This window comes from Chryseobacterium fluminis, assembly GCF_026314945.1.
In the GTDB taxonomy this organism is placed as follows: domain Bacteria; phylum Bacteroidota; class Bacteroidia; order Flavobacteriales; family Weeksellaceae; genus Chryseobacterium; species Chryseobacterium fluminis.
This window is the reverse complement of record NZ_CP111121.1, coordinates 3,406,739-3,420,737: the sequence shown is the minus strand read 5'-3', so window position 1 is coordinate 3,420,737 and position 13,999 is coordinate 3,406,739. Positions and strand designations below refer to the sequence as shown.

The following is a 13,999-nucleotide window of genomic DNA, read 5'->3' as shown; positions in this document are numbered from 1 at the left end:
AAAACTCTTTCCAGAAAAAATTCTTGTAATAGGTAAAAGCATAGCAGAAAACAATCACCATAAAGCCAATCACTTTAGTTGAGACATAATAATCATCAATTAAAAAATTTACTATGCTGATTACAATGGGATAAAGAACCGGAAAAAGAGCTTCTTTAAGGTATGGAAGGCTGTCGGCAATTTCAATATAAAATCTGCTGTCCGTCGTTGTTCCTGTTCCAATCCCTTGGTAATCCTCTTCAAACATCAGATAAACAAGTGTATTGCATACAAGCAACATAGGAATTAAAATCCATATGATTTCTCTTTTTTTCATTTACATTTGTGGTTTTGTTAAATATATAAAAAATAATGAAATATTCCATCATTCAAAAGGATTTTTACCGGGAAAGCGGACAATGGCTTTCCGGCACCCGGGTCTGGACAAAATGCATCAATCCGAATCTTCATTTCATTTATGTTCTGAGGAAAGCCCAACAATATCAGGGAAAGCCCGTATCAGGAATATTCTGGAAATTGGTTTTAAGGCATTATCAGATAAAATACGGCTTCCAGATCTATCCGGAAACCAGAATAGGGGCCGGTTTCTATCTGGGACACTGGGGAAGTTTAGTTATTAATCCCAAAGTTATCATAGGAAAGAACTGCAATATTGCCCAGGGAGTTACCATCGGACAACAGAACCGCGGGAAAAACCAGGGCGTCCCTACCATCGGGGATGAAGTCTGGATCGGAGCCAACGCAGTGATTGTGGGCGGAATAACCATTGGAAATAATGTTCTGATTGCTCCGAATTCTTATGTTAATTTTAACGTTCCCCCCAATTCAGTGGTTATGGGAAACCCGGGAAAAATATACGAATCTGAAAATGCTACGGAAGGATATATTAATCATAAGATATAAAATTCCGAAAAACTGATAAGGCATCAATAAAAAGTTTTAAATATTACTATTCCTTAAATTGCGTCAGGATATTGGTTTTTTCACCCATTGTTTGTAATTTTATACTGGCTTTTTAAGAATAAGGGCTATCAAAAACTTAAAAAAGGACAGACAACATCAAGGATATCGCTTTTTAAAGCTTAAATTCGTATGATTTTAAACATACTTTAATATTAAACTTTGTTAAAAGTGATTACACTTTCACTAAAAATTATATTTTTGTAGAATTATTGATTTGGTCTATTGAATTTGGAAATAATTTACACGATATAAATAATTGTAACACTTTAAATTTTTTATATGTCACAATCGTACGAAGTTATTTTTGAAAACAACAGAAAATGGGTAGAATCCAAAGTTGCCAATAATCCCACTTTCTTCGAAGATTTAGCCAAAACTCAAAATCCGGATTATCTGTATATCGGATGTTCGGACAGCAGAGTCACCGCTGAAGAATTAATGGGCACACAGCCGGGCGAAGTTTTTGTTACAAGAAATATCGCTAACGTAGTCAATACCCTGGATATGAGCTCCACAGCGGTTATCCAGTATGCTGTAGAACATTTGAAAGTAAAACACATTATTGTGTGCGGGCACTACAACTGCGGAGGAGTAAAAGCAGCGATGACCCCTCAGGATATGGGATTGCTGAATCCCTGGCTGAGAACCATCCGAGACGTTTACCGATTGCACCAGGCAGAATTAGACGCTATTGAAGATGAAGACAGGCGCTATGACAGACTGGTAGAACTAAACGTTCAGGAGCAGTGCATCAATGTTATTAAAATGGCCTGTGTGCAGGAGCGGTATATTTTAGAAGAATATCCTGTTGTTCACGGGTGGGTGTTTGATCTTAGGACAGGTAAAATTATTGATCTGGATATCGACTTCGAAAAAATACTGAAGGATATTCAAAAAATTTATAACCTCATCAGTTCCGACTGGATCATGACGAGAAAAACAAAATAGTTTTTCAAAAAAAATGTAAAATGAAATTCTGGAGTATTATTGTTTTAACGTTTTTCCTGAACTTTACAGCTTTGCCAAGTATCGCTGCCGTTTTAGGCTGGGAATTGCAAAGAACCAATATGATCATCAATGAAGAAGAACCCCACTCCCATTCTACCTCTTTCACCGTTTACGAAAAAACACTTCCAAAAACCCTGGATGTATTCGATTACGTAAAATTTTTCGAGCCCGATCTTCAGGGTAAATCTTTCGTACTGATCGATGATGACTTTCATCTGTCGCCACTACTCACGATATTTTCTCCGCCTCCGGAAGCCTGATTTTTAAGTATCATTAGTTTTTTAATCGTATTCATATCAATCTGATATCGAATCGTCATGTGCTTTAAAAATTAAATTTCCAATCTTTTACAAATGGTCAATCACAGCTGGTCATCTGTAATCACAGCATTTTCATATCATGAAAAACACATCATTAATAGGAGGAATCAAGGAAAATTTCCCTTCAGGCCTCGTCGTATTTTTAGTCGCACTTCCTTTATGTTTAGGAATTGCATTGGCATCGGGAGCTCCGCCATTATCCGGAATTATCGCCGGGATCGTAGGAGGGCTGGTTGTAGGAACCATCAGTAATTCTAATATTTCGGTATCGGGTCCGGCAGCAGGATTAACCGCCATTGTCTTAACGGCCATTACAGATTTAGGAGCATTTGAGCTTTTTCTCTGTGCAGGCATTATCGCGGGTCTCATTCAGCTGGTATTGGGATTTGTAAAAGCGGGAAGTATCTCAAACTACTTTCCGAATAATGTTATTGAAGGGATGCTTGCCGCGATAGGGATCATTATTATTTTAAAACAGATCCCGCATGCACTGGGTTTTGACAAAGACTATGAAGGTCATGAGTCTATCTTTGACAACGGGCTGAATTTCGGTTATTTTACAGAGCTTTTCGGAGCGGTTCATCCGGGAGCAATTATTGTTACATTAGTCTCTATCGGGATTCTCTTGGCGTGGGATAAAATTCCGACATTAAGAAGAATGAAAATGCTCCCGGGAGCTTTGGTGGCTGTAGTAGCCGGTATTGTATTAAATGAACTCTTCAAAATGACGGGAAGCTCATTAGCCATCACCCCTCAGCATCTTGTTGTTCTGCCGGTTCCCCAATCTGCCGCTGACTTCAGCAACCTGATTGTAATGCCGGATTTTGCCGGATTCACCAATCTTAAAGTCTGGATCGTAGGAGCGACGATTGCTATTGTAGCCTCTATTGAAACCTTACTTTGTATCGAAGCATCAGACCGGTTGGATGCCCAGCGAAGAATTACCGATACCAATCTTGAATTGAAAGCTCAGGGTATCGGGAATCTTATCAGTTCGTTTATCGGTGGGCTTCCGATGACCTCCGTAGTGGTAAGAAGCTCTGCGAATGCCAATGCAGGAGCAACGTCTAAGCTTTCAGCGATTATCCATGGACTCCTTTTATTAATCTGCGTTCTTTCTATTCCGATGATTTTAAATCTGATTCCCCTGGCCACGTTGGCCGCAGTATTGCTCATGGTAGGTTATAAATTGGCAAAACCGGCCACATTTAAACATTTCTGGCATTTGGGCAAATTTCAGTTTATCCCTTTTGTAGCAACTGTAGCCGCTGTCGTAGCGACTGATTTGCTGAAAGGCGTGGGAATCGGTTTAGCAATATCTGTTTTTTATATTCTCCAGGGAAATATGAAAAGGGCATATTATTTAAGCCGTGAGAAGCTGGATGATGCTGACGGAATCACTATTAAGCTGGCTGAGGAAGTTTCATTTTTAAATAAAGCAGCAATTAAAAAGACATTAAAAAATATTAAGCCTAATTCTACAGTGACCATTGATGCCCGGGGAACTTCATACATCGCTACAGATGTGCTGGAAATGATCCAGGATTTTGCCAACATCAGGGCTAAAGAAGAAGATATCAGTGTAGAACTGCTAGGCTTCAAAACATCATACAAAGATTATGAACGAGACGAAGATTCTCACATTGTAATCACTCATAGAAGAGCAATGTAGCTCTGATTCGATAATTTTTTTAACTTTAAAAAGAATAAAACAAACATATGAAAGCACACACATCTGAAACTCAATCTACGATTACCCCTGAAAAAGCACTTAATTTTTTAAAGGAAGGAAATCAGAGATTTGTAAATAACTTAAAAGCAAACAGAGACCTTCTGGAGCAGGTAAATGCTACCCGCGAAGGACAATGGCCCTTTGCAGTGGTCTTGAGCTGTATCGACAGCCGTACTTCTGCGGAGTTGATCTTTGATCAGGGATTGGGAGATGTTTTCAGCATCAGAATTGCTGGAAATTTTGTAAATCAGGATATTCTAGGATCCATGGAGTTCGGCTGTAATGTTGCAGGCTCAAAACTTGTCGTGGTTTTAGGACATACCAAATGCGGCGCGCTGAAAGGTGGTCTGGATGCGGCTAAAATCGAGGGAATGGGAATGGACAATCTGAATCATCTGATCAATCATTTTGACCCTATCATCCATCAGGTCATTGAAGAGGGGGAAGAGCGTTCTTCCAGTAACAGTGATCTTTTGGAAAGACTAAACCAGCAGAACGTAAAAAGCGCCATTGAAGACATCCGCAAACAAAGCTCAACACTGAGAAGGCTTGAAGAGGAGAATAAAATAAAAATCGTTGGAGCCAATTACGATGTTGAAACCGGAGTGGTAACCTGGTTATAAAATCAGATCATCCATTATAATGATTCGCAGAAGGACTATCAGAAGAATGTTATAGTTAGATAGATTGGAAATTAATTTTTATTAAGAGTACAACAGAAAGACCATCGGTTTTCGATGGTCTTTTATTTTTTTCTTTATATATCTTTTACTTTCCGTTAAAAGAGGACATGGTATTGTTAATTCCTGCAAAAACAAAGGACAGACTTGCTTTGGAAAACTTTTCGATTCTTTCCTGAAGTGTTTTCGATTCTTCTTCATTCCAGGTTCCAAGTACATAATCTACCTGTCTTCCTTCTGAAAAATCTGCAGAAATCCCGAAGCGCAGTCGTGCATAATTCTGAGTCTGCAGAACCTCATTAATATTTTTCAGTCCGTTATGCCCTGCATCCGAACCTTTCCCTTTCATTCTCAGTGTTCCGAAAGGCAAAGCCAGATCATCAGTAACAATCAGGACGTTTTCCAAAGGGATATTTTCTTTCTGCATCCAAAATTTAACGGCATTGCCCGAAAGATTCATATAGGTATCCGGTTTTAGCACCAGCACTCTTCTTCCTTTATATTTTCCATCTGCCATCCAGCCAAAATTGGTAGAATTAAAAGGAACATCCAACAGTTCTGCAATCTTATCTGCAACTTTAAAACCTATATTATGACGGGTATTTTCGTATTCAGGCCCTTTGTTTCCCAGACCGACAATTAAATATTTCATTGAGAAATTTTTTGCAAAATTAAGGTATTAAAATAAAAAACTCAACCTTAAGAAAGATTGAGTTTGCTATTATGATTAAAAAATACGTTTAAAAAGGTTTATAGATATAGTTGATTCCAAACCCTTTGGTTACATACGTCTGAGGATCATAATTATAATCCGTAGAGAAAATCGTTGGGGTAGGAATAGGCTGCGTAAGATCCGTAACCGCTATCCTTTTGGGACTGTTCGGAGATAAAATCAGACTTCTGAAATCATTGGCCTGCGTAGATAAAAGATTTGAAATCTTATAGGCAAACGGCAATAGTGTATAAGCGCTGATCTGATTATCATAGCTTGTATACTCGTAGCTGTATTTTTCCGTTGCTGCCCCTGGTACCCCATTGGCCATTGGGCCATAATGTCTTACTACTTTAGAAACATTATCCCCTAAATAGGTATATTTTGTCTGTGAGTAATCTGTAAATCCGGAAGGACTTCCGGAAATATCCGGACCGGTTTTCATCGTAATAGAATCCAGTTTGGCTGTCGCCGCAGAATACATCAGGTTATACAAACTTTTGGTTTTTGCAAAAAGAACTTTCGGACCCAGCGTAGCCGGTGGCACAGCCGGACCTCTTTTATAATAAGAGCGGGTTTCTGAAATGGACTCCAGTCTTCCTGTATTCCCATAGGTAAACAGCTGGGTATAAGAGATGCTGTCTTTATCCAGTTTGCCGTCACCGTCTACATCCAGGAAACCGTTGAAATTAATTTTACTTACTTTTTCGCCACTGTACATTACATCTGTTACTGAAGCACTGTCTGTAAGCACTTTGGTCATCAGCAAACCGTTATAATGATACTCTGCGATGGTGTCTTTATCCGTTATTTCCCTGTAAAGTCCTCTCGGCCCGTTAAGACCTGTATTGTTGTTAAGATCTGAAAGCGGATCTCCGTTCTCATCCAGCATATCCTTACAAGAGTACACGGAAGATACACCAGCTAAGATTAAAATAAAATAAAAAATTCGTTTCATTCTTTAGGGATTATTTATTTTTCCACAAATATAATTTTTTTTTGCATAAAAATTACATAATTATTTATATTATAAAAAAAACGATAATCAAAAATATGATTATAATGCCTTATAAATATATTTTGTAGATTGCCCCTGATCCGATACCGGATAGTTTTGAGAATCATACAAATAGGTTTTAGGATATGATACCACAGCTCCTGCAGGGTTCTGCACTGTAATCTTTCCGGCATTGTTGGAAGAAATCATATTGAAATTAACCGGGAATAAAATTCCGGTAACGATAAAATATTCTCTTGACAGTGTTGTATAAGGATTAATCTTATTATCATAATTGTCGTAAGCATAGTTGGTCTTAGAAGCCGTTGTAGGATCAGGGTTATTATTTTTCATCAGCATCGCCGTATGCTCCATTCTTACCACGTTACTGGCAGAAAAAGTGAATTTATATTCTGCGTAGTGCGTGTAGGTGGCACTTCCGTTCATTTTTTTCTTTTCCTCTATTCTGTACAGGGTTCCTGCAGGATCATAACTTACGGTAAAATCGCTGAGATTAACGGCAGAACCGAGATTCTGCTGAAGGGTAACAGCAGTCATCCTTCCACCTGTATACGTGATATTATATTCATTATCGATCACATGCGGATTCTGATTATCGATATATTTTATCCTGGAAACCTTATCACCGGTATAGGTTACCGTGGCTGTTGTAGAATTGGCCGTGACCATGTCTTTCAGAATCACCTGAGAAATGGCACCTGAAGCAGTTATATACTCCTCTGATGTTGCCGTTCCGCTCATTACTTTATTCAGTACTCTGGGACCTGTGATAGTCGGTTCTCCATTATTTCCTGTATTATTCTGGTTGATGGGATCATCGGTCGTATTGTCACAAGAAACCAGAAGACCAAGAAGCACTGCGACAAAAGCTTTAAAAAAATAGTTTTTTTTCATAAGTAACTCAAATTTTCACGTTGCCAAATATAATTTATTTTAGCTTATGAAAGAATTAAAAAAACAAATATTTCGCTATCTATTTCACAAAAAAAATCTAAAAACAGATGCTTTTAGATTTTAATTATAAGGTATTAATCAATAAATTAATAAGGTTGCAATACCGATGTGGTCAGTACAGACTGGGACATTCCGGCATTCAGATAGGTGGTATTCACCGCTGTACCAATGCCTAATGTTCCTGAATTAAGATTTCTTTTCGTACAGGCTGCTTTTACGGTGTAATTGTTTTTAACAGCAAGATTGGTAAGTGTTGCATTAAGGTTAAAGATCTTATTGGTACCATCTGTTCCCAATAATACGTCTGTTCTTACGGCTCTTAAACGGTCATCAACAAAAATTCCGCAGGCAAAGCCCGAAGAGGCGCTTCCGTTTCCTGTTTTCTGTGCGGTGGTCTGGAATGTGAAAGCTACTTTGTTTGTTGTGCTGTTCACTGAAAATGTATCTGCCGTTCCGGGAAGAACAGTCCAGGTACTGGTGATTAAAGATCCTTCTGTGTAAGGGTCCGTAGAGCCATTCGTACCACTGAAAGAAGCACCGGTCTGGTCTGCAACCGTATTCATAAAAAACATAGACATGCTTCCCTGTCCGTCAGCAATTTTGATGCTTTTCCAGTCATTGACCGCCAGATCTGAATTGTTATGAAAAATAGTTCCGGCAGCACCCGTTGTTCCTTTAAAAGTATCGGTTCCGCCTGTTCTTATCTGTCCCCGCACATTGAAGTCACCATTGATATCAAGCATGGTAGCCGGTGCCGGTGTATTGATACCTACTTGGGCTTCATACAAAAACGAAAATAATAGGGACGTGATGAATAATATTTTTTTCATGATTAATTTAAAATTGTGTTAAATACCTGAGGCACTTCGTATACATCTACTTTCAGAGAGGATTGGGTAATGAAGCTGTCGATGTTAGTCGCCACATTGATCCCTATTCCCAGATTGACATTCGTATTATAGGATTTTAATCTGGAACACGCCACACTTACCGTATGCTGGCCTTTAGTGAGATTATCGGCAATACCGATCTGATTATGGGTAATGAAAGTACTTGATGCGCTGCTGGCTTTAATATTTCTCTGTCTCAGGTTGACCAGTTTATCATCTACAAATATCCCGCATGCATAATCAATCGAAATATCAGGGTCCCCGTTTACAGGGAATGCAGCCTGTACCACCGTTTCAAACTGAAAATAAGTTTTGCTCTGTGCACTGTAAATAGTGATCGGCTGTGAAAGTGCTGCAATTTTCTTAAATCTGTTCAGGGTACTGTAAGCAACGTTCTTGGTAAAGGAGGTAGATCTAGAACTTCCGTTGGTAGATTCTTCGGTGCTGCTGAACGTCACTCCTGTTTTATCCGAAAATGAATTATTAAAAATCAGGTAAAACTTATTGGCTTCATATTCCGGAATTCTGAGTGTTTTCCAAAGCGGCGGCAGGCCTTCTCCCTGAGACACCAATACCTGATCATTACTTCCTTCAAATAATTTATTATTATCAGAAACATTCATGACAGCCAGTTTACCTCTGAAATTGGTGTCTCCGTTTACATCAAGCGTTGCTTTCGGAGCATCAGTTTTTATTCCGATCTGCGCAGAGAGACAATCCTGTTATTACCAACAGGATAGAATATAATTTTTTCATTTAATTAGTTGGATTTGTAGGTTACGTATTCAATGACATCTGTTTTAAAAACAGATTCCAGCGTAAATGCGTTAGATTCAGTATTGGTGTTGGAGATATTTCGTCCGACTGTAAACTGAGCATTATTACTTGTCGTCTCTATTTTCCGGCATGCCACTTCTATTTTCTGGGCACCGATCCCTACATTTTGTTCTGTATAATTCAAGGTAAAGATATAATCCTGAAGCCCAGCTTTATCTGTATTATTGTTGGATGAGATTTTATCCGGTCGCACGGCGACCAGTTTACCGTTTCTGAACACACCACAGGCAAAACTTACACTCTGCATACTGGTGGCGGATGATGACTTCATTTCAACTCCGGTCTGCAGCTGATAGGTGAGTCTGTTTTTTGCATTCTTAATGGTAAAATTACCTTCCAGACCTGCAATTTTCATCCACTTGCCTTTACTCGTATCCGTGATATCATCATTTACACTGTTCTTGAAGACCCCGTCTCCGGCTACTCCGTTCGAAAGTGTCGTAATACCTGCCTGATCTGATGAAAGGTATGAATTAATTAATTTGTACTGTCCTTCTTCAAGGAAGGTTACATTTACGGTTTTCCAAACCGGCGGTAGGTTTTCTCCCTGAGAAACCAAAACCTGTCCATTCAGCCCGGCACTTCCTGCCTGAGATGAGGTTCCATTCACTCTAAGTTCTTTTCGTAAGGTGGTACGCCCGTTGATGTCGAGAGTAGAATTGGGGGCACTAGTTCCAATTCCCACCTGCGCGTACGACTGGATTGTAAAACATAATCCGATTACGCAGTAGTTAATAGTTTTTTTCATATAAGGGGCTGCAAAGGTAAAAAAATTTTCCCAAAAAATTCTACAACCCCGTTATAAATCAATAGAAATAAGCAATTTACAGCATAAATTAAATCACTTAAAAAGTGGAATTATTTCCTGCCGCGTTGAATTAAACATGATTTTTAAGGATCGATTTCAGAAGATAATTCACCTCATCGACATTTATTATCTTGTCTTTTCTCATCATAAGGTGATTTCCATCTTTGGTTATTTTCTCCTTCAGCTGCGCTTCAGCAGGGTTTTGGGTTAAGTAACTGATAATGTGCTTAAACTTATTTGTCTGATAAAATTTGTCCTGCGGGTTACTTGGGAAGTATCCGAGAAATACTCCGTTTTTCATGACGATCTTTTCAAAACCGATCTCCGCAGCCAGCCATTTTAAGGAAACACTTTTTAATAAATTAATGGCTTCATTGGGTAAATTCCCGAAGCGGTCGATCAATTCCGACTCAAATTTTTCCAGATCCTGTTCATTATCAATCTCAGCAAGCTTCTGATACAGCAACAGTCTTTCTTCCGTATTGGAGATATAAGAATCCGGAAGCATGAGCTCAAGATCCGTATCAATATTAACCTCTTTTACGGATTTGAAAAGCTTGTTCCGCTCTTCCTCATTTTCAAATAAATTTTCAAACTCCTGGTCATCTTTTAATTCTTCCAGTGCTTCCTGCATTAATTTCTGATAAGTTTCAAATCCCATCTCATTGATAAAGCCACTCTGCTCTGCTCCCAGCAAATCGCCCGCGCCACGAATTTCAAGATCTTTCATGGCAATCTGAAAGCCACTGCCCAGATCTGAAAACTGCTCGATAGCTTCCAGACGTTTTCTCGCATCCGAAGTCACCATATCGTAAGGCGGCGTGATCAGGTAACAGAAGGCTTTCCTGTTGCTTCGCCCTACTCTTCCTCTCATCTGGTGCAGATCTGCCATTCCGAATCTTTGGGCATCATTAATGAAAATGGTGTTTGCATTCGGCACGTCTACCCCACTTTCTACAATGGTGGTAGAAACCAGAACATCATATTTACCTTCCATAAAATCCAGGACGTTTCTTTCCAGCTGCTTGCCTTCCATCTGTCCATGCCCGGTAATTACTCTTGCATCAGGAACCAGTCTCTGGATCAGTCCGGCGATATCTTTCAGATTTTCAACCCTGTTGTTGATAAAATAGACCTGCCCGTCACGCTGGAGTTCGTAAGAAACAGCATCACGGATAATCTCTTCGTTAAAACCAATTAACTGGGTATCTACAGGCTGCCTGTTGGGCGGCGGTGTTTTAATGACTGATAAATCACGGGCAGCCATCAGAGAAAACTGCAATGTACGCGGAATGGGCGTGGCTGTTAATGTCAAAGTATCGACATTGCTTTTTAATGTCTTCAGCTTATCTTTTACAGACACCCCGAATTTATGTTCTTCATCAATGATAAGCAATCCCAGATCCTTGAACTTTACGGTATTACTGGCCAGCTGGTGAGTCCCGATGATAATATCCACTTTCCCGTTTTTAAGCCCGTCCAGGGTTTCAGACTTTTGTTTGGCAGTTCTGAAACGGTTGACATAGGCAACAGTCACCGGGAAATCTTTAAGCCTTTCCTTAAAGCTTCTGTAATGCTGAAACGCCAGAATAGTGGTGGGAACCAGAACCGCGACCTGTTTCCCGTCGGTAGCGGCTTTAAAGGCTGCGCGGATCGCTACCTCGGTTTTTCCGAAACCTACATCTCCACAAACCAACCGGTCCATTACCGTATCAGATTCCATGTCTTTTTTCACATCGATCGTTGCTTTTTCCTGATCCGGAGTATCTTCATAGATGAAGCTTGCCTCCAGTTCGTTCTGCAGATAAGAATCCGGGGTATACGCAAAACCTTTTGCTGTTTTTCGCTGGGCATATAATCTTATCAGGTCAAAAGCAATCTGCTTTACTTTTGCCTTGGTTTTTTGTTTCAGAGATTTCCATGTCGGCGATCCCAGCTTACTCAAAACCACTTCCCGCCCATCCGGGCCATTGTATTTCGAAATTTTATGAAGAGAATGGATACTTACATACAGCAGATCTCCATTTTTATAGGTCAGTTTAAAACATTCCTGAATTTTTCCGTCATTATTCACCTTTACCAATCCCATAAATTTTCCGATTCCATGGTCGATATGGGCAATATAGTCACCGATTTTCAGGGACATCAGATCTTTCAGGGTGAGTTGTTCGGATTTTGCAAAAGTATTTTTCGCTTTATAGCGCTGGTAGCGGTCAAAGATCTGGTGATCGGTATAAACCAGGATTTTATGCTGATGATCTACAAAACCTTCATGAAGTTCAGATTTAAAACTTTTAAAAGGGACTTCACGATCCAGCTCTTCAAAAATAGATTCCAGCCTTTCTTTCTGCTTGTCCGATGAAAAAGAAATCCAGGTTTCAAAACCAGCCTGCTGTTTTTCCTCAAGATCTTCGGTAAGCAGTTCGAAATTTTTATGAAAAGACGGCTGAACCTTCTGATCCATCCTGATTTCAGTCAGTTTTTTGATTCCCTCTATCGGGAGGCTTCCAAAATCTATTGTTTTGAATTTTTTATAATCAAATAAAAATTCCTGATCGGAACTGAATAATTCCTGGGGTGTTTTATGAGCAATATCTTTGCTCAGGGTTTCGTATTTTTCCAGTGCTTTTTCATAGAAAGCTTTCATTTTATTCATTCCTGCAATCCCATTTCTGGACACTACAAAACTGTCTTCGGGCAAAAGCTGAAGTAATGAAACCCGGCTGCCTGTCACTGAAAAGTTCATATTGGAAACCAGCTGAAATTCTTTTATCTTATCCAGGGAAAGCTGGGTCTCAATATCAAAAGTCTTAATGTTTTCAACTTCATTTCCAAAAAATGTAATACGGTAAGGTTTTTCGTATGAATAGGAAAATACATCGACGATTCCTCCCCGGATCGAAAACTCGCCGGGTTCGGAAACAAAATCGGTCTGCTGGAAATTGTAATGATTCAGAAGTTCATCAACAAAATCAAAATCCAGCTGGTCGCCCACTTTAATATGATGCGATATCGCTTTAAAATCTTCTTTTTTTAATACTTTTTCGGATAGCGCTCCTGCATAGGCTACAATCACTTTAGCTGCTTTACCGGAATTCATTTTATTCAGAACCTCGGTTCTCAGAACCAGATTGGCGTTCTGCGTTTTTTCAACCTGGTAAGGCTCAAGATGAGTGGCCGGAAAATACAAAACCTTTTCCTTGCCCAAAAGATCTTCCATTTCTGCATTGGCATATAGAGCATCTTCCTTATCATCTACTATATAAAGGATGGTTTTCTTATGGGTGAGAAAAAGCTCGGCTATAAATATGGAGACTGAAGATCCGGCACCTCCTTTTACAGAAACATGGTCATTGTTTTCGAGCTGGATAAAAATTTCTTTTCCAAATTCTTTCTTAAGCAACTCGGGAAGAAACTTTTCGCTGATGGTTTTTAACTGCATAATTAGTGATGGTATAACGACAAAAGCGATTTCGGGAGGTTCCCGGAATCGTTGGTCACTCAAAGATAATACTATTTTTTGTTTTTATGAGAATGACCGCCTCCCTGAACATAATTACTTTATTGAAATACCTTAATTTTTTGCTAATTTTTTTAACAAAAAGTTAAAAATTTCCTTAAAAAACCGTCGTGGCATAAACTTTGAAATTTCGAATGCACAACTTAAAGAAATAGTATTATGAAAAAAGCAATTAAAATTTTAGGAATGCTGATGCTGGCATTTTTCGCAGTAACTTCGATCACAGCATGCAGCGATGACGATGATCCGGCAAACAATGATTTCTTCGCAGGAACGTACAAAGGAAATATTTCCTATGTTGACAGTGACAAAAACATCAGTACCAACGGTAGTGTTTTTGTAACCAAAATTGCCAGCGGGACCAAATACAACTTCGCATTTTCGGATGGCATTCCTGATCTGAACGGCGTAGAATTTCAACAACAGGGAGACAATACACTGGTTATGGTAGGATCTACTGCAACCTCTTATATCAGAATTGATAATAATGATCTGAAAATATTATACATTAAAGATGGCAGAACCTGGACAGCCAACTGTACCAGATAATCACCTCC

Annotated in this window: 13 protein-coding genes; 6 read left to right on the top strand and 7 right to left on the bottom strand. The window is 39.2% G+C overall.

The annotated features are described in order from the left end of the window. Positions 1-351 precede the first annotated feature (351 nt). From ODZ84_RS15635 to ODZ84_RS15615, 5 genes are all read left to right on the top strand, one after another. Positions 352-903: a serine O-acetyltransferase gene (locus ODZ84_RS15635; protein ID WP_266173355.1), complete on the top strand. Its 552-nt coding sequence runs from the start codon at positions 352-354 to the stop codon at positions 901-903. A gap of 339 nt (positions 904-1,242) precedes the next feature. Further along, positions 1,243-1,911 carry a carbonic anhydrase gene (locus tag ODZ84_RS15630; RefSeq protein ID WP_266173354.1) on the top strand — a complete coding sequence of 223 codons (669 nt, stop codon included), beginning with the start codon at positions 1,243-1,245 and terminating at the stop codon, positions 1,909-1,911. A 20-nt stretch (positions 1,912-1,931) separates the two neighbouring features. After that, complete coding sequence (locus tag ODZ84_RS15625; protein ID WP_266173353.1) at positions 1,932-2,231, top strand: hypothetical protein; 300 nt, start codon at positions 1,932-1,934, stop codon at positions 2,229-2,231. A gap of 139 nt (positions 2,232-2,370) precedes the next feature. Continuing rightward, complete coding sequence (locus ODZ84_RS15620; RefSeq protein WP_266173352.1) at positions 2,371-3,963, top strand: SulP family inorganic anion transporter; 1,593 nt, start codon at positions 2,371-2,373, stop codon at positions 3,961-3,963. A gap of 47 nt (positions 3,964-4,010) precedes the next feature. Further along, on the top strand, positions 4,011-4,646 hold the full coding sequence (locus ODZ84_RS15615) for a carbonic anhydrase family protein (protein ID WP_266173351.1): 636 nt from the start codon (positions 4,011-4,013) through the stop codon (positions 4,644-4,646). Between the two features lie 145 nt (positions 4,647-4,791). Here ODZ84_RS15615 and pth read toward each other — a convergent pair whose 3' ends face one another. The 7 genes from pth to mfd form a co-directional block, all read right to left on the bottom strand. After that, a complete protein-coding gene (pth, locus tag ODZ84_RS15610) occupies positions 4,792-5,355 on the bottom strand; it encodes an aminoacyl-tRNA hydrolase (RefSeq protein WP_266173350.1) in 564 nt (187 codons plus the stop codon). 88 nt (positions 5,356-5,443) lie between these two features. Next, positions 5,444-6,373 carry a hypothetical protein gene (locus ODZ84_RS15605; RefSeq protein WP_266173349.1) on the bottom strand — a complete coding sequence of 310 codons (930 nt, stop codon included), beginning with the start codon at positions 6,371-6,373 and terminating at the stop codon, positions 5,444-5,446. Positions 6,374-6,472: 99 nt separating this feature from the next. After that, a complete protein-coding gene (locus ODZ84_RS15600) occupies positions 6,473-7,327 on the bottom strand; it encodes a hypothetical protein (RefSeq protein WP_266173348.1) in 855 nt (284 codons plus the stop codon). 146 nt (positions 7,328-7,473) lie between these two features. Then, complete coding sequence (locus ODZ84_RS15595) at positions 7,474-8,217, bottom strand: hypothetical protein (RefSeq protein WP_266173347.1); 744 nt, start codon at positions 8,215-8,217, stop codon at positions 7,474-7,476. A 2-nt stretch (positions 8,218-8,219) separates the two neighbouring features. Beyond that, positions 8,220-8,900 (bottom strand): hypothetical protein, encoded by a 681-nt coding sequence (locus ODZ84_RS15590; protein ID WP_266173346.1) that lies wholly within the window; start codon positions 8,898-8,900, stop codon positions 8,220-8,222. Positions 8,901-9,037: 137 nt separating this feature from the next. Continuing rightward, positions 9,038-9,862: a hypothetical protein gene (locus ODZ84_RS15585; RefSeq protein WP_266173345.1), complete on the bottom strand. Its 825-nt coding sequence runs from the start codon at positions 9,860-9,862 to the stop codon at positions 9,038-9,040. A gap of 130 nt (positions 9,863-9,992) precedes the next feature. Continuing rightward, entirely contained in the window at positions 9,993-13,364 is a 3,372-nt protein-coding gene (mfd, locus tag ODZ84_RS15580; RefSeq protein WP_266173344.1) for a transcription-repair coupling factor, read from the bottom strand. A 237-nt stretch (positions 13,365-13,601) separates the two neighbouring features. Here mfd and ODZ84_RS15575 point away from each other — a divergent pair, with 237 nt between their 5' ends. Beyond that, positions 13,602-13,991, top strand: coding sequence for a hypothetical protein (locus tag ODZ84_RS15575; protein WP_266173343.1), 390 nt, complete (start codon positions 13,602-13,604; stop codon positions 13,989-13,991). Positions 13,992-13,999: the final 8 nt, after the last annotated feature.

Coding starts and splice junctions, on each gene's coding strand:
- ODZ84_RS15635 (WP_266173355.1), top strand. CDS start 352: ATGAAATATTCCATCATTCAAAAGGATTTTTACCGGGAAAGCGGACAA.
- ODZ84_RS15630 (WP_266173354.1), top strand. CDS start 1,243: ATGTCACAATCGTACGAAGTTATTTTTGAAAACAACAGAAAATGGGTA.
- ODZ84_RS15625 (WP_266173353.1), top strand. CDS start 1,932: ATGAAATTCTGGAGTATTATTGTTTTAACGTTTTTCCTGAACTTTACA.
- ODZ84_RS15620 (WP_266173352.1), top strand. CDS start 2,371: ATGAAAAACACATCATTAATAGGAGGAATCAAGGAAAATTTCCCTTCA.
- ODZ84_RS15615 (WP_266173351.1), top strand. CDS start 4,011: ATGAAAGCACACACATCTGAAACTCAATCTACGATTACCCCTGAAAAA.
- pth (WP_266173350.1), bottom strand. CDS start 5,355: ATGAAATATTTAATTGTCGGTCTGGGAAACAAAGGGCCTGAATACGAA.
- ODZ84_RS15605 (WP_266173349.1), bottom strand. CDS start 6,373: ATGAAACGAATTTTTTATTTTATTTTAATCTTAGCTGGTGTATCTTCC.
- ODZ84_RS15600 (WP_266173348.1), bottom strand. CDS start 7,327: ATGAAAAAAAACTATTTTTTTAAAGCTTTTGTCGCAGTGCTTCTTGGT.
- ODZ84_RS15595 (WP_266173347.1), bottom strand. CDS start 8,217: ATGAAAAAAATATTATTCATCACGTCCCTATTATTTTCGTTTTTGTAT.
- ODZ84_RS15590 (WP_266173346.1), bottom strand. CDS start 8,900: ATGAATGTTTCTGATAATAATAAATTATTTGAAGGAAGTAATGATCAG.
- ODZ84_RS15585 (WP_266173345.1), bottom strand. CDS start 9,862: ATGAAAAAAACTATTAACTACTGCGTAATCGGATTATGTTTTACAATC.
- mfd (WP_266173344.1), bottom strand. CDS start 13,364: ATGCAGTTAAAAACCATCAGCGAAAAGTTTCTTCCCGAGTTGCTTAAG.
- ODZ84_RS15575 (WP_266173343.1), top strand. CDS start 13,602: ATGAAAAAAGCAATTAAAATTTTAGGAATGCTGATGCTGGCATTTTTC.